This window comes from Frigoribacterium sp. VKM Ac-2530 (assembly GCF_015350835.1).
Classification (GTDB): Bacteria; Actinomycetota; Actinomycetes; order Actinomycetales; family Microbacteriaceae; genus Frigoribacterium.
Window position 1 is genome coordinate 1385308 of sequence record NZ_JADKSE010000001.1, and the last position, 20413, is coordinate 1405720.

Annotated in this window: 18 protein-coding genes; 6 read left to right on the forward strand and 12 right to left on the reverse strand. The window is 74.8% G+C overall.

All coding sequences use genetic code 11. The features are described from left to right. Positions 1-47: 47 nt before the first annotated feature. The 4 genes from ITJ48_RS06520 (at position 48) to ITJ48_RS06535 (ending at position 4588) form a co-directional block, all read left to right on the forward strand. Entirely contained in the window at positions 48-869 is an 822-nt protein-coding gene (locus ITJ48_RS06520) for a hypothetical protein (RefSeq protein WP_194612855.1), read from the forward strand. Then, positions 866-3268, forward strand: a complete 2403-nt coding sequence (locus ITJ48_RS06525; protein WP_194612856.1) for an SDR family oxidoreductase — start codon at positions 866-868, stop codon at positions 3266-3268. The genes ITJ48_RS06520 and ITJ48_RS06525 overlap by 4 nt, the downstream gene beginning before the upstream one ends. Positions 3269-3291: 23 nt before the next feature. Next, positions 3292-4119: a ferritin-like domain-containing protein gene (locus ITJ48_RS06530; RefSeq protein WP_123546824.1), complete on the forward strand. Its 828-nt coding sequence runs from the start codon at positions 3292-3294 to the stop codon at positions 4117-4119. A gap of 121 nt (positions 4120-4240) precedes the next feature. Next, positions 4241-4588, forward strand: a complete 348-nt coding sequence (locus ITJ48_RS06535) for a LysR family transcriptional regulator (RefSeq protein ID WP_123546825.1) — start codon at positions 4241-4243, stop codon at positions 4586-4588. 48 nt (positions 4589-4636) lie between these two features. On the opposite strand, the gene ITJ48_RS06540 is transcribed toward ITJ48_RS06535, so the two are convergent. The 5 genes from ITJ48_RS06540 to ITJ48_RS06560 form a co-directional block, all read right to left on the reverse strand. Then, positions 4637-4978 carry a hypothetical protein gene (locus tag ITJ48_RS06540; RefSeq protein ID WP_194612857.1) on the reverse strand — a complete coding sequence of 114 codons (342 nt, stop codon included), beginning with the start codon at positions 4976-4978 and terminating at the stop codon, positions 4637-4639. 239 nt (positions 4979-5217) lie between these two features. Further along, positions 5218-6204: an SDR family NAD(P)-dependent oxidoreductase gene (locus ITJ48_RS06545; protein ID WP_194612858.1), complete on the reverse strand. Its 987-nt coding sequence runs from the start codon at positions 6202-6204 to the stop codon at positions 5218-5220. Next, positions 6201-7535, reverse strand: a complete 1335-nt coding sequence (locus tag ITJ48_RS06550; protein WP_194612859.1) for a glycosyltransferase — start codon at positions 7533-7535, stop codon at positions 6201-6203. Before ITJ48_RS06550 ends, ITJ48_RS06545 begins: the two co-directional genes overlap by 4 nt. Positions 7536-7623: 88 nt before the next feature. Beyond that, entirely contained in the window at positions 7624-8988 is a 1365-nt protein-coding gene (locus ITJ48_RS06555) for a HAMP domain-containing sensor histidine kinase (protein WP_194612860.1), read from the reverse strand. After that, the gene (locus tag ITJ48_RS06560; protein WP_370544809.1) at positions 8985-9818 is read right to left on the reverse strand and encodes a response regulator transcription factor; all 834 of its coding nucleotides are present in this window, start codon (positions 9816-9818) and stop codon (positions 8985-8987) included. The genes ITJ48_RS06555 and ITJ48_RS06560 overlap by 4 nt, the downstream gene beginning before the upstream one ends. A gap of 264 nt (positions 9819-10082) precedes the next feature. Here ITJ48_RS06560 and ITJ48_RS06565 point away from each other — a divergent pair, with 264 nt between their 5' ends. Continuing rightward, a complete protein-coding gene (locus ITJ48_RS06565; protein WP_194612862.1) occupies positions 10083-13118 on the forward strand; it encodes a DEAD/DEAH box helicase family protein in 3036 nt (1011 codons plus the stop codon). On the opposite strand, the gene ITJ48_RS06570 is transcribed toward ITJ48_RS06565, so the two are convergent. The 4 genes from ITJ48_RS06570 to ITJ48_RS06585 form a co-directional block, all read right to left on the reverse strand. Then, on the reverse strand, positions 13115-14323 hold the full coding sequence (locus ITJ48_RS06570; protein ID WP_194612863.1) for a GAF domain-containing protein: 1209 nt from the start codon (positions 14321-14323) through the stop codon (positions 13115-13117). The two genes, ITJ48_RS06565 and ITJ48_RS06570, sit on opposite strands and share 4 nt — an antisense overlap. A 159-nt stretch (positions 14324-14482) precedes the next feature. Further along, on the reverse strand, positions 14483-15127 hold the full coding sequence (locus ITJ48_RS06575) for a hypothetical protein (RefSeq protein ID WP_194612864.1): 645 nt from the start codon (positions 15125-15127) through the stop codon (positions 14483-14485). 171 nt (positions 15128-15298) lie between these two features. Further along, the gene (locus tag ITJ48_RS06580; protein ID WP_194612865.1) at positions 15299-15877 is read right to left on the reverse strand and encodes a type 1 glutamine amidotransferase domain-containing protein; all 579 of its coding nucleotides are present in this window, start codon (positions 15875-15877) and stop codon (positions 15299-15301) included. A gap of 126 nt (positions 15878-16003) precedes the next feature. Further along, the gene (locus ITJ48_RS06585) at positions 16004-16966 is read right to left on the reverse strand and encodes a sugar-binding transcriptional regulator (RefSeq protein WP_192042693.1); all 963 of its coding nucleotides are present in this window, start codon (positions 16964-16966) and stop codon (positions 16004-16006) included. Positions 16967-17098: 132 nt separating this feature from the next. On the opposite strand from ITJ48_RS06585, the gene ITJ48_RS06590 reads away from it, so the two are divergent. Then, positions 17099-18856 carry an FAD-dependent oxidoreductase gene (locus ITJ48_RS06590; protein ID WP_370544811.1) on the forward strand — a complete coding sequence of 586 codons (1758 nt, stop codon included), beginning with the start codon at positions 17099-17101 and terminating at the stop codon, positions 18854-18856. A gap of 115 nt (positions 18857-18971) precedes the next feature. On the opposite strand, the gene ITJ48_RS06595 is transcribed toward ITJ48_RS06590, so the two are convergent. From ITJ48_RS06595 to sigK, 3 genes are read right to left on the reverse strand one after another with little or no spacing between them, the layout of a single operon-like run. Further along, positions 18972-19286, reverse strand: a complete 315-nt coding sequence (locus ITJ48_RS06595; RefSeq protein WP_123546835.1) for a multidrug efflux SMR transporter — start codon at positions 19284-19286, stop codon at positions 18972-18974. After that, positions 19286-19681 (reverse strand): SMR family transporter, encoded by a 396-nt coding sequence (locus ITJ48_RS06600; protein ID WP_192042692.1) that lies wholly within the window; start codon positions 19679-19681, stop codon positions 19286-19288. The genes ITJ48_RS06595 and ITJ48_RS06600 overlap by 1 nt, the downstream gene beginning before the upstream one ends. A gap of 20 nt (positions 19682-19701) precedes the next feature. Then, entirely contained in the window at positions 19702-20283 is a 582-nt protein-coding gene (gene sigK, locus ITJ48_RS06605; RefSeq protein WP_370544812.1) for an ECF RNA polymerase sigma factor SigK, read from the reverse strand. Between the last annotated feature and the right edge of the window lie 130 nt (positions 20284-20413).

Below are 20413 nucleotides of genomic sequence, written 5' to 3' on the forward strand. Positions count from 1 at the left end.
CGTGTCCCGTTCACCACCGCGATGAGGTCCCCCGGAGGAACACAGCCATGACGACCGATCGCGACCCCTACGACTCGAGCACCTTCGACATCCGCGAGTTCACCCTGACCGCCCAGGGCACGCTCCGCGCCGAGCTCGACCTGGCCCCCTTCGAGACCGCGCCGCTCGGCCCGGACGAGCTCCGCCTCCTGCGCCACCTCGGCCGCCTCGAGAGCGCGACGATGGAGCACCTCCGCAACCTGCTCGTCACCGCGACGCACAAGGACGCTCGGGTCACCGCGTTCCTCGTGACCTGGGCGTTCGAGAAGTACTGGATCGCCGACGCGGTCGACGCCGTGCTCGAGGCGAACGGCGAGCCGCGCCTCAAGGACGTCGAGGAGGGGCCCCGCCGACACAGCCCCGCCGAGGCCGTCGAGCGACGAGGCCCGATCACCCGCGCGATCGAGGCCATCGGACGCGGCGTGCCCATCGTGGCGGTGCACATGACCACCGGCCTCGTCGACGAGTGGGTGATGCGGCACGCGTACGACGTCCTCGTCGAGCGCGCCGGCAGCCCGGCCCTGACGGCGATCGTCGAGCGCCTCCGCACCGTCAAGGCGCGGCACGAGGAGTTCTTCGACGTCGAGGCCCGCTGGCGCCTCGAGGACTCGGCCCGTGCCGTGAAGCAGACCCGCGCCTCCTTGTCGACGGCCGTCTGGCCGCTGGGCGCCGTCGAGCGCTCGGACGCCGAGCGCACCTTCTTCGACGCGGCGGTGTGGGGCGGCGCCGCCGGCCACCTGCGGGCGGACGCCGTCGGCGACCGCGTCGCCTCCCTGCCCGGACTCGACGCCTCCGTGGGCGCCGCCGTGACCCGAAAGCTCACCGCATGACCGTCCCTGCCCCCTCCTCCGTCCCCGGCTCGACCGTGACCAGCCTCGGCTCGGCACACGTGCTGCTGACCGGCGGCACCGGCTTCGTCGGCCAGGCGATCCTCGAGCGGCTGTTGTCGTCGCACCCCGACACGACGGTCACGCTGCTGATCCGCCCGAAGGCCGGCACGTCGGCGCTCGCGCGCCTCCGGCACCTCCTCAAGAAGCCCGTGTTCGCGTCCTGGCGCGAGCGCGTCGGCGCGGACGAGGTCGAGCGCGCCCTGACCGAGCGGCTGCGCGTCGTCGAGAGCGGCCTCGGCTCGCTGCCGGCCCTGCCGGGCGACCTCGACGTCGTCATCCACAGCGCGTCGACCGTGTCGTTCGACCCGCCGATCGACCAGGCGTTCGACACGAACGTGGGCGGTGCCGTCGGCCTCTACGAGGCGCTGGTCGCGGCGGGCGGCGACCCGCACGTCGTGCACGTCTCGACGGCCTACGTCGGGGGCATCCGCAAGGGCGTCTTCCCCGAGGCGGCGCTCCGCCACGACGTCGACTGGCGCGCCGAGCACGCCGCGGCCCAGGACGCCCGTGCCCGCGTCGAGGCGGCGTCGCGCCAGCCCGAGACGCTCCGCGGGTTCCTGGCCGAGGGCCGGGCGGGCCACGGCAAGACCGGACCGCAGGCCGTCGCGGCGGCGGCCGAGGAGGCGCGGGTCGCCTGGGTGGCCGCCCGTCTCGTCGACTACGGGCGCACCCGCGCCGAGACCCTCGGCTGGACCGACGTCTACACGCTGACCAAGGCCTTCGCCGAGCGCGCCGCCGAGCAGATCTGGGCGGCCGAGGGCCACCGGCTGTCCGTCGTCCGCCCCGCGATCGTGGAGAGCGCCCTGCGCCACCCCTACCCGGGCTGGATCGACGGCTTCAAGGTCGCCGACCCGCTGATCATGTCGTACGCGCGCGGCCTGCTGCCCGAGTTCCCCGGGGTGCCCGACAGCGTGCTCGACATCGTGCCGGTCGACTACGTGGTGAACGTCATCCTGGCCGTGGCCGCGAACCCGGCCGGCGCCTCCTCGGCCCGTGGCGACGACGCCGTCGACGCCGCCGCCGGCGCTGCTGCTGCACCGGCCTCGGCGCCCGAGCCGCAGTACTTCCACGTTGCGTCGGGCAACAGCAACCCGTTCCCGATCCTGCGGATGTTCGACAACCTCAAGACGTTCTTCACGGCGAACCCCCTGCCGCGCGACGAGCACACGAGCATCCCCGTGCCGACCTGGGACTTCCCCGGCGTCCGCAAGGTCGAGGGCGCGATCCGGACCGCTCAGCGCGCGAACGACTGGCGCGAGCGCGTGCTCGTCCGCCTGCCCTCGACGACCCGCACCCGCACGGCCCTCACCGGCGTGCAGACGCGGCGGGCCGACCTCGAGTCGCTGCAGAGCCTGACCGACCTGTACCGGCACTACGTGCAGTCCGAGATCATCTTCGACGACCGCCGCACGCGCGCCCTGCACGACGGCCTCCCCGAGGAGGCGCCGGCCGACATCGGCTTCGACGTGACGGACATCGACTGGGAGGACTACTTCCAGACCGTGCACTTCCCGTCGATCACCGCGATGACGCGGGCGTTCTCGGTCCGTCCCGCCGCGGCCGGTGCCGTGCTCGACGCCCGGGCGCTGCCGCAGCGCACCGACGTGGTCGCCGTCTTCGACCTCGAGGGCACCGTGCTCGACTCGAACATCGTCGAGCAGTACCTCTGGGTGCGCTCGAACGGCTTCCGCAAGGCGGCCTGGCCCGCCGAGGTCGCGTCGCTGCTGACCGGGCTGCCGGCCTACCTGCGCGCCGAGGGGCGCGACCGGGGCGAGTTCATCCGGGCGTTCCTCCGCCGCTACGCCGGCATGCCCGTCTCGCGGCTGAAGGGAGTCGTCCGCTCGGCCGGCTACGCCGAGACGGTCCGCCGGCACACGCTGCCCGAGGCGCTCGCGCGCATCGCCGAGCACCGCGCCGCCGGGCACCGCACCGTGCTCGTCACGGGCTCGATCGGCACCCTCGCGACCCCCATCGCGCACCTCTTCGACGAGGTCGTCGCGAGCACGATGCACGAGCGCGACGGCGTCCTGACGGGCTACCTCGCCCAGCCGCCGCTCGTCGACGAGGCCCGCGCCGCGTGGCTCGCGCAGTGGGCCCTCGAAGAGGGAATCGACCTCTCGGGGTCGTACGGGTACGGTGACAGCCACGCCGACCTGGCGTGGCTCGAGATGCTCGGCAACCCGTCTGCCGTCAACCCCGACGCCAATCTCGCACGCGAGGCGCTCCGAAGAAGATGGAGCATCCGAGATTGGTCGCGTGCCCGCGGTTCGTCCGCGTCCGGAACATCGACGGCCCCCGCCGTCGGCACCACCTCGAAAGGAGAAGGAGACAGGGTCTGACGACCCGCGCCTCCTCACGCCACATGGCATTCGACATCGACAAGTTCGCCGCCACCAGCGAGCGCATCACCTGGGACGACCTCGACCTGGACCACTTCAAGGAGAACCCGCTCAGCCCGGACTCCCTCCGCACCCTGCGCTACATGGCAGACGTCGAGTACCACACGGTCTGCTACACCCGTGATCTGCTGACGACGCCCTCGCACAAGGAGGGCGACGTCTCGACCTTCATGACCATGTGGAACCGCGAGGAGTTCTGGCACGGCGAGGCCCTCGCCGCCATCCTCGAGGTGCACGGCGAGAAGGTCGACTACGACCAGCTGCGCGCGAACCGCCTCAAGCTCGGCTGGCGCGACAAGCTCGACCCGGTGAAGCAGGGCCTGCTCGGCAAGTTCGTCGGCTCGGACTTCGTGGCCGTGCACATGTCGTGGGGCGCCGCCAACGAGTACTCGGCCGTCGCCGCGTACAAGCGGATGGCCGCCCTCGAGAAGGACCCGGTGCTCGCCGAGCTGCTCGTGCGCATCGCCCGCCAGGAGTCGCGCCACGTCGCGTTCTACGTCTCCCAGGCCCGTGAGCGCCTGCTCAAGAGCAAGAAGGCGCAGAAGCTGACCCGCTTCCTGCTGCAGAAGGTCTGGGCGCCGGTCGGCTCGTCGATCATGGAGCTCGACGACGTGAAGTTCGTCTTCGGCCAGCTCATGAGCGGCGAGGAGGGCCGCAAGGCCGCCGAGAAGCTCGACGCCAACATCTCGAACCTGCCCGGCATGTCGGGGCTGACGATCTTCCAGAAGGCGCTCGACGGGCTCGGCGTCACGCACGGCCCCGCCGCGGGCGGCTCGGTCAGCGTCGCCTGACGTCCCCTCCGGAACTGCTCGTCCCCTCGGCCGCAGGTCGTCCCGCCTCGGCGGGGCGCCCTGCGGCTCCGTTAGTCTGGGGCGGTCGGGCACCCGGCCGACCAGCGAGAGGCGACACCACGTGAAGACGAGCCACCTGAGGCACTTCCTCGTCGCGGCCGAGGTGCTGCACTTCCCCGTGGCGGCCGACAAGCTCGGCATCTCGCGTCAGAAGCTCGAGTCGTCGATCGAGGCGCTCGAGCTCGAGTTCGGGCAGAAGCTGTTCGACCGCGACGCCTCGCCCTACCGCCTGACCAAGGCGGGCCGCGCGGCCGTCGTCGTCGCCGAGGAGGAGCTGGCCAGCCCCTCGACACCGCCCGCGCCGCCTGCTCCCCCGGCCGGCGGCAAGGCCAAGGCGTCGAAGGGCAAGGGGCGCACCCCGGCGGTCAAGGGGCAGCCGAAGCCGTTCAAGAAGCGCCAGGGGCGCTAGGGGCCACAGGGCGCCAGGGGCGTCGGCGGTCACAGTGCGCCAGGGGCGCTAGCCGGCCTCGCCGCCGCTCGCCTCCGCGAACCAGTCCGCGTAGCGGGTGTTCTCGGCCATGCGGCGGGTCTCGTCCGGGGCGTCGTCGTCCCACCAGACCGGGCCCCGCTCGCCGAGCGCCGTCTTCGCGGCGTCGACGCGGGCGCGGGCGGCCTCGCGGGCCTCGGCGTCGTCGTCGGCCAGCGCGGTCTTCTTCGCGCGCCGCGCCTCCATCAGCTCGTGCACCAGCTCGGCCCGGCGCTGCTCGGGCAGCGACGGGTCCGTGCGGCGCCAGAGCCGCCCCCGGACGACGAGGTAGCGGCCGTCGGGCGTGACGAGGGGTGCGGGTGCGTCGGCCATGCGGCCAGTCTGCCGCGCGCCGCCCCGACCCGCCCCGCCGCGCCGTGCGCCGTGCGCCGTGCGCCGTGCGCCGTGCCGCCCCGCCGCGCGCCGCGCGGGGCCGCCGCGCCTCGCACCGCGCCGCCGCGGGTCCCGTGTCGACGATTCAGGAGACGGCGTCGACGGTGGGCCCGAGGTCCGGGCACGGGGCACCTCCGCGACGGCGTCTCCTGAGAGCTCGACGCGGCTCGCCGCCGCGGCTAGACCGCGTAGCGGGTCGCACCCGGCTCGTCGGTGCCGAGCACCCAGCGCCAGGTGTCGCGGAGCCCGTCCTCGAGGCTCGTCAGCGGCTCCCAGCCGAGACTCCGCGCGAGCCCGTTGTCCGAGAGGAGGCGGTCGACCTCGCTTGCCTCGGGCCGGAGCCGTGCCTCGTCGACGACGACGCGGGCGTCCCGGCCGCTGACGTGGATCAGCAGCTCGGCCAGCGCGCCGATGCTGATCTCCTGGCCGGTGCCGAGGTTGACGGCCCGGCCGAGCGCCGCGTCCGAGGAGCCGACCGCGAGGAACCCGGCGACCGTGTCCGAGACGTGGGTGAAGTCGCGGGTCGGCGTGGTCGCCCCGAGCCGGATCTCGTCGGCTCCGGCCGCGAGCTGGCGCAGGATCGTCGGGATGACGGCTCGTGCGCTCTGCCGTGGGCCGTAGGTGTTGAACGGGCGGCAGACCGCGACCTCGGTGCCGAAGGACGCGTGGTACGAGAGCACCATCGCGTCGGCGGCGATCTTCGAGGCCGCGTACGGCGACTGGGGCTGCGCGGGGTGGGTCTCGTCCATCGGCACGCGCAGGGCGCTGCCGTACGTCTCGGAGGTCGACGTGTGGACCATGCGCGCGCCGTGCCGGCGGCAGGCCGCGACGACGGCGTGCGACCCGACGACGTTGGTCTGCACGTACGACTCGGGCGCCGTGTACGAGTACGGGATGCCGATCAGCGCCGCGAGGTGGAAGACGACCTCGACCCCGGCCACGGCCTCGTCGACCACGAACGGGTCGCGCACGTCGCCCGCGAGCAGCTCGACGCGGTGGTCGGACTCGTACCGGGCGAGGTTCCCCGCCGCGCCGTAGGGCTTGTAGTGGCAGAGGGCGCGCACCTGGGCGCCGAGGGCGACGAGCTCGTCGACGAGCGCCGAGCCGATGAAGCCCTCCGCTCCGGTCACGAGGACGGTGCGGCCCTGCCAGGTGGTGTCGTTCATCGAGTGGTCCCTTCGGTGGTGGTCGTGGAGGTGGAGCGGGCGGAGGAGGAGGAGATCGCGGAGGAGGCGGAGGCGGTCGAGGAGGCGGCAGGCGCGTCGACCGAGGAGGCGGCAGGCGCGAGCTCGACGACCCACCGGGCGACCGCGTCGGCGGCATCTGCGTGGGGCGACGCACCGCCCGAGGGACCCGCGCCCCGCGACGACCCGAGCCGGGCGCCCTCGGCGAGCTCGAGCACGCTGGTCAGCGCGTGCGCCAGCGTCGCCCCGCCGAGGTCGCCGTCACGCACGACGACGACCGGGGCCCGACCCGACGCGGCGAGCGCCTCCGCGTTGGCGGTCTGGTGGTCGTCCGTCGCGCCCGGCAGGGGCACGACGACCGCGGGGACGCCGAGGTGCTCGACCTCGGCGACCGTGCACGCGCCTCCGCGGACGACGACGACGTCCGCGGCCGAGTAGGCGGCGGCCATGTCGTCGATGTGCTCGACGACCACGGCGACCCCGTCGCCGCCGCCCTGGACGAGCGCGGCTCGCAGGCTCTCGACGTGCGTCGGGCTCGCCTTGACCAGGAGCCGCAGCCGACCGCCGACCAGGCCAGGGGCCCCTGCCGCGTCCGCCGTCTCGGCCGTGCCCGCCCCGCACGCGAGCTCGACCGCCGCCCGGTCGAGGGACGCCGCCCCCAGGCTGCCGCCCGAGACGACGACGAGCAGCTCGTCGTCGTCGACGCCCCAGGAGGCGCGGGTCGGCCCCCGCAGCGACTCCCGGTCGCACGCCGCCAGGGCCGGGAGGATCGGGATGCCGACCTGCCGCACCTCCGCCCGGGCGCCGAGACCGGCGGAGGCAGGGTCGAAGGCACAGGCCACCCGCCCCGACAGCCGTGCCGCCAGGCGGTTGGCGAGCCCGGGCGTCGCGTTCGACTCGTGCACGACCACCGGCAGGCTCAGCGTCCAGCCCGCGACGACGGCCGGCACGCTCGGGTAGCCGCCGACCCCGACGACGACCTGGGCGCCTCGTCGGCGCAGCTGCCGGCGTGCCCCGAGCACGCAGCGGACGAACCGTGCGGGGAACAGCAGCGCCGCGAGGCATGGCCGCCGGGGGAACGCGACCATCGGCGTCGTGTCGAGCTCGTAGCCGGCCGCGGGGACGAGGGTCGCCTCCAGCCGGTCGGCGGTCCCGGCGAAGGTGACGACCGCCTCCGGCACCCGTCGCTGGAGGGCCGCGGCGACCGCGATGCCGGGGAACACGTGGCCGCCGGTGCCCCCGGCGGCGACGACGACGCGGAGGCGGTCGACCGGCGGGGTCGAGCGGGCGCGTCTCGAGGTGGTGGATGACATGCCGCAAGGGTCGGTCGCCTGCGTGAGGCGAACGTGAGGTGCGGCCGCCCAGGGGCTCGGATCGCGCTGCCCCTGCGCGGCGACCAGGTCAGCCCGCGGGGAGCACCAGCCGGATCGTCGTGCCCGCGCCGCCGTCGGCGCGCGCCTCGGCCGTGATCGTGCCGCCGGCCCGCGCGACGACCTGGGCCGCGATGGCGAGCCCGAGCCCCGAGCCGGGCAGCCCGCGGGCGGACGGTGCCCGGTGGAACCGGTCGAACACCCGCTCCCGCTCGTCCGCGGGGATGCCCACGCCGTGGTCGGACACCGTGACGACGACGACGCCGTCGCCCGGCGTCGCGCTGACGACGCGCACCTCGACGGCTCCCCCGGCCCCGTACTTGACGGCGTTGTCGAGCACGACGTCGAGGAGGCGCCCCAGCCGTCCCGGGGGGACGCGCACGCCCACGGGCGCGTCCGGCAGGTCCGTCCGCACCTCCACGCCCGGAGCACGCCGGGACGTGGCCACGACCGCCTCCCGGACTGCCGCGACGACGTCCTCGACGACCAGCTCGGCCGTGCGCGGCCGGTCGTCGCCCGCGAGCTCCACGAGGTCGTCGACGGTGCGCGTCATCGCGGCCAGTTCTTCGCCGAGCGCCGCCGACAGGGCGGCCCTCGTCTCGGGCCGGAGCGGGCGGTCGGCCGTGAGCAGCTGCACGTTCGTGCGGAGCGTCGTGAGCGGCGTCCGGAGCTCGTGGGAGGCGTCGGCCACGAAGGCACGCTGGGCGTCGTCGGCCGCCGCGAGCTCCACGAGCATCGAGTCGACGGCGACGGCGAGCCGGCCGAGCTCGTCGTCCCGCGAGGTCGAGGCGAGGTCGACGTGGTCGTGCGGGTCGGCGCTGTCGCGCACGCGGCGGACGGCCTCGTCGAGGCGCCGGACCGGACGCAGCCCGACGGTCGCGGCCGCCCAGCCGAGGAGGCCCGCGAGGACGACGCCGACGCCGCCCGTCGCCGTGAGGGCGACGGCCGTCCGGGCGAGGGCCAGGTCGGCCTGGCGCGTCGGGACGCCGACGAGGGCGGCCTCGCCCGGCCGGGTCGGGACGGCCACCACCCGCACCGGCCCGGCCGTCCAGCGCGCGCGCGGCTGGTCCCCGCGGGCGACCGCGAGGGCCGCCTCCGTCGTCCGCAGGGGCCCCGTGCCGCCCCCGACCTCGTCGGCGGTCTCGACCAGCCGGACGCACGCGGGCTCCGCCGCGTAGCGGCACTCCTCGCTGCCCTCGCCGGTCCAGTCGGCGTCGACCCGGACCAGGCGCTGCACGCGGGTCGCCTCGCGGTCGAGAGCCGTGTCGAGGGAGGCGCGGACCTGGCTCGAGACGACGAGCCAGGTCAGGACGGCGACGAGCACCACCGCGACGGCCACCGACCCGGCGACCAGGACGGCGACCCGGCGCCGGAGCGAGCCTCGACGCGCGGTCACGGCTCGAGCCGGTAGCCGAGGCCGCGCACGGCGCGGACGACGGGGCGGGCGGCCGATCCGTCGGCGGTGCCGTCCGGCTGACCGTCGGCCGGCTCGCGCACGAGCTGCGCCAGCTTGCGGCGGAGCGAGCTGACGGCGACGTCGAGGGCGTTCGACGCGGGCGGCGGCCGGTCGGCCCAGACGACGTCGACGAGCTCGTCGCGGGTGCGGACCCGCCCGGGGTCGCGGAAGAGCAGCCCGGCGAGGCCGGCCTCGATCCGGGTCAGCTCGACGGAGGCCGACGTGCCTGCCGGGGTCCCGGTCGCGTCCTCCCGGACGAGCCGCTGCCCCCTCTCGTCGAGCACGACCCCGCGCCATCGGGGCCAGGCACCGGCTCGCGTCCCCGCGCCGGCCGCGGCTCCTGCTCCGGCCTGGTCCGGCGGACCGCCCCAGCCGCCGGGCGCCCGCCGCAGCAGGGCCCGGACCCGGGCGCGCAGCTCGTCGACGTCGAACGGCTTGCCGAGGTAGTCGTCGGCGCCCGCGTCGAGCCCGGCGACGCGCTCGGCGGGCCGGTGGTGGGCCGTGAGCACCAGGACGGGCACGCCGTCGCCGGCCGCTCGCAGGGTGCGGCAGACCCCCGCCCCGTCGAGGAACGGCATGGCCAGGTCGAGGACGACGGCGTCGGGGTCGTGCTCGGCGACGGCGAGCAGCGCCGACCGCCCGTCCGCCGCGGACACGACGCGGTGCCCGTCGGTCTCGAGGGCCACCCGGACCCCGAGCAGCACGTTCGGGTCGTCGTCGACGACGAGCACCGTCGCCTGCCGTGTCGTGTCGCCGCCGCTTCGTGCCACCCGTCGCCTCCCGTCCGTCTCGGTCGCCGCCGGGACGGCGCGTGAGGCGGACAGCATCGCATGAGACATGTCGGGAACCGCTGGGCGACCACAGCCCGACCGCGTCGAGGAGTCAGGAGACCGTGTCGCCGGACGCGCGGCGACGCCGCCGGACGAGGCCGACGCGACGCCGCCTCCTGAATGCTCGACACGGCTCGCGAGCCCAGGCCCGTGACCGGGCCCGCGGCCCTCGGTAGACTCGCGGCGTCCTGGGGGGAGGGCCACATGACGACCGACGAGCACGCAGCGCGCGACCGGGGCGCCGCGCACGAGCGACCCGCCGCGGGGGCGATCCCCGGCCCGCTGAGCTCCTGGCGGTTCGCCGGCGAGCTGCGCCGCTACCAGGCCGACGTGCTCGACCGGGTGCCCGTCGTCCCGGGCGAGCCCCTCCACGTCGTGGCCCCGCCCGGCTCGGGCAAGACCCTGCTCGGTCTCCTGCTCGCCGCCCGACGCGGCACCCGGACGCTCGTCCTGGCGCCGACCGCGACGATCCGAGCGCAGTGGGTCCGCTCGGCGGACGCCCTGGAGGGCGCCGACGGCCAGGTCTCCGACGACCCGCGTGCCCTCGGCGACGTCACCGCCCTGACGTACCAGATGCTCAGCGTGCTCGAGACGGGCTCCCCGCTGACCGATCTCGCCGTCGAGGCGTGGACGCGCGAGCTCGTCGCCGGGGGTCGCGACGAGGAGGCGGCGGCCCGGTGGATCGACGACCTGCGGTCCTCGAACCCGGACGAGCACCGCGCCGGGGTCGCCCGCCGCTCGAGGGCGATGCGCCGTCAGCTGGCCCGGGAGGACCCTGAGCTGCTCGCCGGGGCCCTGCACCCGAACGCCCGCGAGCTCGTCGACCGACTCGTGTCGCACGGCGTCGAGACCGTCGTGCTCGACGAGTGCCACCACCTCCTCGACCACTGGGCCCTCGTCGTGGCCTACCTGGCGAGCCGCATCCGACAGGCCGGCGGGACGCCCCTGCTGATCGGACTGACGGCGACGCTGCCGTCGTCGGACGACCAGGACTCGTACGACCTCTACACGTCGCTGCTCGGCGAGGTCGACTACGAGGTGCCGACGCCGGCCGTGGTGAAGGAGGGGAACCTCTCGCCGTACCGCGACCACGTCTGGTTCGTCGAGCCGACGGAGGCCGAGCTGCGGTTCCTGCGCGGGCACGAGGAGCAGCTCGTCGGGCTCGTCCGCGAGTCGCTCGCCACCCCCGACGGCACCGCGTGGCTCGAGCAGCAGCTGCGGGGCGACCGCGACGACGCCGTCGCCGGTGACGGCGCCCGCCCCGCGACCGACGAGCAGCGGGTCGCCGCGGCGTTCGCCGCCGACTTCCCCGTCGCGGAGTCGGCAGCCCGCATGCTCTTCGACCTGCAGCCGACGCACCCGCTCGTGCCGCTCCTCCACGAGGCCGCCCGGCGGGCCCCGGACACCGAGCAGAGCATCCGCCTCCTCGCCCGATGGGGCCTCGACCGGCTGCTGCCCGACCCGGCTCGCGGCGACGAGTGGCGGCGCCTGAAGCGCGTGCTCGTCGACCTCGGCTACACGCTCACCGATCGGGGCGTGCGCCGGGCCCGCGACCCGATCGACACCCTGCTCGCCTCGTCCGCGGCCAAGGACGCCGCCGTGGGCGACGTCCTGCGCCTCGAGCTCGACCAGCCGACCGGCCCGCTCGTGAAGGCCGTGGTCGTGACCGACCACGCCGTGCACGGCAACAAGCACGGCTCCGACGGGCCGCCGGCCGGTGCGCTGCGGACCTTCGACGCCGTGGTGGCCGACCCGACCACCTCGCGGCTCCGGCCGGTCCTCGTGACGGCCCGGCACCTCCGGGTGGCCGCACGGGACCTCGACGTCGTCGTGCCGGCCCTGACCGCGGCGCTCGGCCGCGCCGACGGCGACCCGCTGCCGGTCGAGGTCGTGCCCGACCGGACTCCCGGCGCGCCGGAGGTGCGGCAGCTCGACACCGCCGGGCACGGCTCGGCGGCCGTGGTGGCCGCCGTCTCCCGCCTGCTCACCGACGGCACCGTGCGGCTCGTCGTCGGCACCCGCGGCCTGCTCGGGGAGGGCTGGGACTGCCCGGCGGTCAACACGCTGATCGACCTGACCGCGGTCGCGACGTCGTCCGCGACGCAGCAGCTGCGTGGTCGCACCCTGCGGCTGGACCCGGCGTGGCCCGAGAAGGTCGCCCACAACTGGACGGTGACGGCCGTGCTGCCCGCGACGACCACGCTCGACGCGGCGCCCGACGTGAGCCGGCTCGTGCGGAAGCACAGCCGCCTCTGGGGCCTGCTCCGGTCGGACGACACGGAGGTGGTGAGGGGCCTCGAGATCGCGCTGACCGACGAGCACCGTGCCCTCCTCGGACAGATCGTCGGCAAGGTGCGCCCGCCGAGGACGGTCGCCGACCTGAACGGCTCCGTGGAGGCCGTGATGCCGTCCCGAGAGGCGACCCGACGGGCGTGGCGCGTCGGCGAGCCGTACGCGGACCGCGAGTCGACGGTCGCGGTGGTCGACTCCCCCGGACGCGTCCCGTTCCGCAGCGGGCCGACCTTCGAGCTGGCGCTGATCGCCGTGGCCCTGCTCGCCGTCGCCGGCCTGCTCGGCTCGGCGAACGTGCTGAGCCAGGGCTGGCGCCTCGGCACCGGCCCGGGGATCGTGGCCAGCGTGGTCGCCGCCGGCATCGTCGTCTGGGCCGTGCGGCCCGTCTGGCGCCAGCTCGTGCTCGCGAGCCGCCAGCTCTTCTCGACGGCGGAGGCCCACCGCCGGGTCGCGCGCGTCGTCGTGGACGGCCTGCACAGGGCCGGCCGCGTGCCGGCCTACGGCGAGGGCGACCTGTCCGTCGTCGCCCGTCCGGGTCCGCTCGGGACGACCGCGTCGTTCGAGGTCGCGGTCTCGGGCGGCTCACCGGACGACCAGGAGACCGTGGCGACGGCGATGGCCGAGCTGTTCGGCCCGGTGGGGAACCCGCGCTTCCTGCTCGAGGCGGAGCGCGGCGAGATCTCGGACGCCTGGCGACGCCCCCTGCTCACGGTCGCCCTGCTGCTGCACCGGGCGCTCTCGCGCCGCGTCCGGCACGTGCCCGTGCCGATCCAGATCGGTCGGCGTCGCGCCGACGCGGAGGCCTTCGCGGCGGACTGGTCGCGCAGGGTCGGGCCCTGCCGTCTGCACGAGATCGACTCCCCCGACGACCTCGTGCGGGTCTCGCGGGCGCGGCGGGCCCTCGAGGGCACGCCCCGCGCGCCGTTCGTGCGGGAGCAGTGGTCCTAGCTGCCGACCGGCACGACCCGCAGCTCGCGCTGCACCTGCAGGGCGAGCTCGCGCAGCAGCACGAGGTCGACGCTCTCGGCGCTCCGCGGCTCGGCGTCGACGACGCAGAGGGCGCCGATCCGCACGCCGTCGGGGCTCTCGACGGGGTGCCCGGCGTAGAACCGCACGCTCGGGTGCGAGACGAAGCGGTCGTCGCGCCAGGCGTCGGGCACGACCATCGCGGTGCCGGTCCGCACGGTCTGCGAGCAGAAGGACGACGCGATGGGCACCTCCACCTGTGACGACCCGGCGACCGACTTGTTCCAGTGGCGCCCGTCGTCGATGAGCGAGAACGCGGCCCCCTGGGCGCCGAGCAGCACCCGGGCCCGCTCGACGATGTCGTCGAACCGCTTCTCTGCCGGGGTGTCGAGCAGCCCGAGGGCGCGGACGGCAGCGATGCGCGTCTGGTCGGTCTGGGGCGCCTCCCGGGCGGTCCGTGCCGTGCTCCCCGCGGCGAGCGCGGCGTCGACCAGCGGTGCGACCACCGCGGCGAGGGCTGCGGCCCAGGCCGGGTAGGGGACGGAGGTGCGGGCCGGCTCCCCGAGGCCCTCGGGCGCGGCGACGGGGCCGGGCGGGCACACCATCGACACCCGGGCCCGGGCCGCGCAGAGCTCCGCGGTCACGCGGTTGAGCTCGTCGGCGTGGGCGTCCACCACGCCGCCGCAGCGCAGGGCGAACTTCGGCACCGAGCTCGGCGGCTGGATGCCCGTCACGACGATCTCGCACGACGCGTCGACCTCCTCCTCGAGGGCGTCGAGCAGGGCCGCTAGCCCGGCGGCCCAGCGCGACCGCGGGACCAGCCGCAGCGCGTCGCTCACGCCCAGGACGACGACGACGGCGTCGTAGCGGCCGAGGTCGCGACCCCGGACGAAGGAGGCGGCGGTCGCGACGGACACCTCGGCGTCGGCCAGCGCGTCGACGTCGGCGCCGCGGCCGGTCAGCGCCGACAGGGCGCGGGCCAGCGTGCCCGGCAGGGCGAGGTCGTGGCTGCGGACGCCCCAGCCGACGGCGGGACCGTTGCCCAGCACGAGGACCCGGTCGGGGTCGGTGCCGGGCGCGTGGCCGCTCGGGTGGTCGTCGGGGCTCGGCGTCGAGAGCAGCTCGTCGACCACGCGGTACCGCGCGCGGACCCAGGCCCGGACGAGAGGGAGGGGGAGGCGGCGCATGCGGGTACTCCGACCCGGACGACGGGCGTGATAGAGGGGACCGGGCGGCGGGGCCCCGGGACGTGACGGGTGGGACGTGACGATGATGCTCGTGCTGCCGGTGCCGGGCAAGCCCCCGCTCGGGGCGGGGCCGATCTCGTCAGGAAGCGCCAGGCCTCGTCACGACGAGGACGACGACGAGGACGAGGGATCGGCCCCGGGCGTCGGGGCAGGCCGGGACGCCGCCTGCGCCCTCAGCTCGGCGAGGTCGTCGTCCAGGCCGGCGAGCCGCTCGGCCCGGGCCTCGCCGTAGGCGGCGTCGACGACGACGGAGGCGGCACGCACCCGGGTCACGACGGCCGCGCCGACGTCCCCCCAGGCACGGGCGACCGCCGTCTGGACGATGTCGTCGACGTACTCGGCGTCGTCGCGCAGGGCGTCCAGCCGGTCCGCGACGGCCGTGTACGTCTTCTCGCGGAACCAGAGGGTCTCGTCGTCGCCCTTGCGGTAGTCGTGCTGGTGCCGGGAGCGGCCCTTGGAGCGGAGCGCCTTCTGGCGCGCCTCCCCGATGCGACGGTTCTGGTACCGCTGCTCCTCGGCGAGGCGGTGCAGCGTGCGACGGACGGAGGCGGCGGTCTCGTCGTGGTCGAAGACGTCGTCGTCGCGCAGCGCCCGCACGACGATGCGGTTGGCGACCGACACGATCGCGGCGGCCCGCGAGATCAGCAGGCCCTCGACGACCGCGCGCTCCAGCGCCTCGGGGTCGACCGGCGCCGGGTCCGGGCTGGCGAGGCCGGCGCCGCCGCGCGTGCTCCGCCACCTCATGACGCCTCCCCCGTTGCTGCCGCCCGTGCTGCTGCCGCTGCCATGACCTGCTCCTGTCGACCGGGCCGTCCTGACACGGCGCCTCCCTGATTAAAGACCCGGTGCCGGGACCGCGACGAATCATCGGTCCCGGCACCGGGTCGAGGGCACCGCGCCGGGCGCGGCGAGGCGTCAGCCCTGTTCGCCGCCTGCGGCCACGAGCGCGTCCTGGACCGCGCCGACGAAGTCGTCGAGGTCGTCGGGGTCGCGCGAGGTGACCAGGGTGAAGCCGCCCTCGACGTCGGTGACGACCGAGCGGTCGACCCAGGCGCCTCCGGCGTTCCGCACGTCGGTCTCGAGCGAGGCGAAGGAGGTGAGCTCCTTGCCCTTCAGGAGGTCCGCCTCCACCAGCAGCCAGGGGCCGTGGCAGATGGCGGCGACGGGCTTGCCGGCCGAGGCGAAGGCCTTGAGCAGCGAGACGGCGCCGTCGTCCTGGCGGATCGTGTCGGCGTTGATGGTGCCGCCGGGCACGAGCAGCAGGTCGAAGTCGGCCGCGTCGGCCTCGTCGACGGTGGTGTCGGGGCGGACGGTCTCGCCCGGGTCCTTGTCGCCGACCAGCGTCTGGATCGGCTCGGTCGACTGCGCGGCGACGACGACGGTCGCGCCGGCCTCGCGCAGGGCACGGGCGGGCACGACGAGCTCGTCCTGCTCGACGCCGTAGTTGGTGACGATCGCGAGCACGCGTCGTCCGGTCAGATCGGTGGTGGCCATGGGGCTCTCCTCCTCCGGGCCCGCGGGGCGGGCCGATCGATGTCGAGGACCGGTCTACGCCGCGGGGCTGGAGGGGCTCTCGGGAGCCTGTCCCCCGGCCGACACCTCCCCCGGCCCGCCTGCGACTCAGCTCGCGAGCAGCGCCCGTGCCGTCCCCTCGTCGAGGATGAGGTCGGTCGCGAGCCCCGCGGCGAGGGCGCCGCGCACGCCGGCGACCTTGGCCTCGCCGGCCACGATGCAGACCCGCCGCGGCGCCCGCCGGATCGTCTCGAGGTCGGGGCCCGTGCCCCGGGCGTTCATGGCGATGTCGGCCGACGAGCCGTCCTCGCGGTAGAAGACGGTCGCCACGTCGCCGACGACGCCGTCGCGGTCGAGGCTGAGCTGGTCGCTCTTCTCCAGGTAGCCCCCCGACCAGACGTGGCTGGGCACCCGGGCGTCGCGCGAGCCGACGCCGAAGACGACCAGGTCCATCGAGGCCTGCAGCTCGAGCACGCGCTTCGTGCTGCTCTCGCGCCAGAGCGCGCGCTTCGTGGCCGGGTCGTCGAAGAACGCCGGCACGGGGAACTGCTGCACCGCGGCCGAGTACGCCGCCCCGAAGCGCCGGAGGATCTCGCTCGCGTACTCGATGCCCGTCGTGCGCGTGTTCGCCGCGCCGTTGAGCTGCACGACGACGGAGTTGTGCGTCGCCCGCGGCACCAACGACCGGCTGACGGCGCTGAGGGTCGCGCCCCACGCCACGCCGACCACCATGTTCGAGTCGACGTAGGGCGTGATCGTGCGGGCCGCCGACAGCGCGACGCGCTCGAGCCGGTCGATCTCGGTGATCTGGTCGGGCACGGGCACGACGTGCGCGACGACCCCGAACCGGTCGTGCAGGGCCGCGGCGGAGCGGGTCGCCTGGTCGAGCGGCGACTTGATCTGGATCTCGACGAGGCCCGTCTCGCGAGCGGCCTTGAGGAGGCGCGACACCGACGAGCGGGACGTGTTCAGCTCCGAGGCGATCGCCTCCATCGTCAGGTCCTGCATGTAGTACAGGTGCGCCGCACGGAGCGCGTCGTGGGTCTTCTCGGACGTCGTCGCCTCGGCCATCGGCACCTCCGTGCACATCTGTGCAGATACGTTGCACCCTCGTCAGGAGGGGTCGATCATGGACACTACCGGCCCGAGCAGCCGGCGCACGACCCCACCGCTCACCGAACGCAACGGGAAAGAAGCTCCACTGTGACCGAGTCGAAGAAGACAGGGACGATGCGCGCCAACGTGTCGCGCATCGCCGACCGCCCCCACGCCCAGGTGCTGATCGTCGGAGGGGGCATCAACGGCATCGCCACGTTCCGCGACCTCGCCCTCCAGGGCGTCGACGTCGTCCTCGTCGAGCGCGCCGACTACGCCTCGGGCGCCTCGGCTGCCTCGTCGCACATGATCCACGGCGGCATCCGCTACCTCGAGAACGGCGAGTTCCGCCTCGTCCGCGAGAGCGTGGAGGAGCGCAACGGCCTCCTCAAGATCGCCCCCCACTACGTCAAGCCGCTGCAGACGACGATGCCGATCTTCTCGACGTTCTCCGGCATCCTCAACGCCCCGCTGCGCATGCTCACGCACAAGCAGCGCAGCACGAAGGAGCGCGGCGCGCTCCTGATCAAGGTCGGCATGACCATGTACGACTCGTTCTCGCGCGACGGCGGCTCCGTGCCCCGTCACAAGTTCCTGGGCCGCAAGGCCGCGCTGGCCGAGATGCCGCACCTGAACAAGGACCTCAAGTACACGGGCACCTACTACGACGCCTCGGTGCACGAGCCCGAGCGCCTGGCCCTCGACGTGCTCAAGGACGGCCTCGCCGCCGGGGACAACGCCCGCAGCGCCAACTACCTCGAAGCCGCCGGCACCGCCGACGGCGGGGTCGTGCTGCGCGACGTCGTCACCGGCACGGAGTTCACCGTGACGGCCGACGTGGTCGTCAACGCCTCCGGCCCCTGGACCGACCTGACGAACGCGGCGCTCGGCGCCGAGTCGCAGTACATGGGCGGCACCAAGGGCTCGCACATCGTCGTCGACAGCCCCGAGCTGCTCGAGGCGACGAACGGCCGCGAGATCTTCTTCGAGAACAACGACGGCCGCATCGTGCTGATCTACCCGCTGAAGGGCCGCGTCCTGATCGGCACGACCGACCTCGAGGCCGACATGGCCGAGCCCGCGGTCTGCACCGAGGAGGAGGTGGACTACTTCTTCGACCTCGTCAAGCACGTCTACCCCGAGATCGAGATCACGCGCGACCACATCGTCTACCGCTACTCGGGCGTCCGCCCGCTCCCGAAGCACGACGACCTCGCCGCCGGCTTCGTGTCGCGCGACTACCGCATCGTCGAGACCGAGGTGGCCGAGCTGCCGACCAGCAAGGTGCTCAGCCTCGTCGGCGGCAAGTGGACGACGTTCCGCGCCCTGTCGGCGCACCTGTCGACCGAGGCGACGAACCGTCTCGGCGTGACCCGCACGGTCGACACGACCGGCATGGCGATCGGCGGCGGCAAGGACTTCCCGACCACCGACGCGGCCCGCACCACCTGGGTCGCAGCCCACGCCGACGGCCTCAGCCGTGAGCACGTCGACCGTCTCCTCACCCGCTACGGCACCCGTGCCGAGAGCGTGATCGAGGTGCTGCTCGACCAGCCGTCCGAGCCGCTGGCGAGCGACCCGGGCCTCACGACGGCCGAGATCGCGTACTTCGCCGAGCACGAGGACGCGGTGCACCTCGCCGACGTCGTCCTGCGCCGCACCAACCTCGCCTTCGTCGGCGGCGTCACGATCGAGCTGCTCAGCGAGATCGCCGACGTGCTGGCGTCGAGCCTCGGCTGGACGGCCGACGAGCGCGAGGCCGAGATCGAGGCCACCCTCGACGTGCTGCGCACGTCGCACGGCGTCGAGGTGTCGTCCCAGCACGTGCCCAGCGGCACGCCCGTCGTGAGCACGCCTGCCTCGTAGGAGGCGCCTCCCGCGACCACGAGACCCGCCCGCCCCTCGGGGCCGGGCGGGTCTCGTGCGTCCTGGGCCGGGCGCTCCGTCGACCGTGGCGGCACCGGCCGGCCGGGTGCGGGGACTAGTGCCCGACCTCGATGAGGACGACCCCCGCGACGATGAGGACGATGCCGGCGGCCATGGTCGCCGTCAGGGGGTCCTTGAACAGGAGGCGTCCGAGCACCGCGGTGAGGGCCACCCCGGTCGCCGCCCAGACCCCGTAGGCGACCCCGATCGGCAGGCCGAGCGCCAGGGCGCCGGCGAGCAACGAGAACGCGGTGACGTAGCCGACGGCCACGGGCACGTACCAGCGCCTCCGCCCGTCGGTGGCGAGCTTGAGGCTGATCGTCGCGCCGACCTCGCAGACGATCGCGATCGCGAGCAGGACCCAGCCCATCAGGCGTCGCCCCCGCTCGGAGCCGAGGCCGCGGGTCCCGAGGCAGAGGCTGCGGCCGCGGCCGCGCGGGCGGCGAGGGCCCTCTGGGACCCGAGCTCGACCAGCAGCACGCCCGCGACCACCAGCACGAGCCCGACGACCATCACGCCGGTGAGCGCCTGCCCGAAGAGGACGGCGGCCATGACCGCGGTGAGCGCGACGCCCGAGGCGCCCCAGATGCCGTAGGCGACGCCGATCGCCATGCCGCCCCTCAGGACCCGGGACAGGCAGACGAACGCGGACAGGTAGCCGGCCACGACGAGCGCGTACCAGCCGGGGGCCTCGACGGCGGCCTGCAGCGCCAGGGAGGCGGTGACCTCGACGACGATCGCGCCCGCCAACCAGAGCCAGGTCACGAGCACCTCATCCGTCGAGCCTAGGCGACCGCGGGCTCGACGAGGCGCCGCAGGGCGATGAGCCCGTCGCGCAGGCGGGTCTTCATGGTGCCGAGCGGGACGCCGGCCCGGCTCGCCGCCTCCGACTGGGTGAGGCCGCCCCAGTACGTCAGCTCGAGCGCCTGGCGCTGCACGGCCGAGAGCCCCTCGAGCGCCCGGCTCACGCGCGCGTGCTCGATCCGGATCGCCGCCGTCTCGGCCACGTCGTCGCGGACGGCGTCGAGGTCGCGGACGCCGACGGCCAGGTCACGCTCGCGGCTCGCCTGGGACGACCGCACGCGGTCGATCGCCCGACGACGCGCCCGGACGAGCAGCCACGACAGCGCCGTCCCCCTGGCCGGGTCGAACCGGGAGGCCTCCTGCCAGACCGCCAGGAACACCTCCTGCACGACCTCCTCCGACTGCGCGGGATCCACGAGGACCCGCCGCACGAGGCCGTGCACGCGCGAGGCGGTGCGGTCGTAGAACTCGGCGAAGGCGCGCTGGTCACCGCGGGCGGTCGCGGCCACGAGGTCGTCGTCCGAATGCGTCGGCCCGACGAGCGGCTCAGGTGCGAGGGTCACGGTGCCGTCCGATCGGTGTGGCGGGTGCGGGGTACAGGACGCTCCCCCGAGCCCTGCCGCCACCATATGCGCGTGCATGATCCTGGTCACCCCCAGTTCGGGGCAGCGTGGCCCGGTGGTACATCACCCC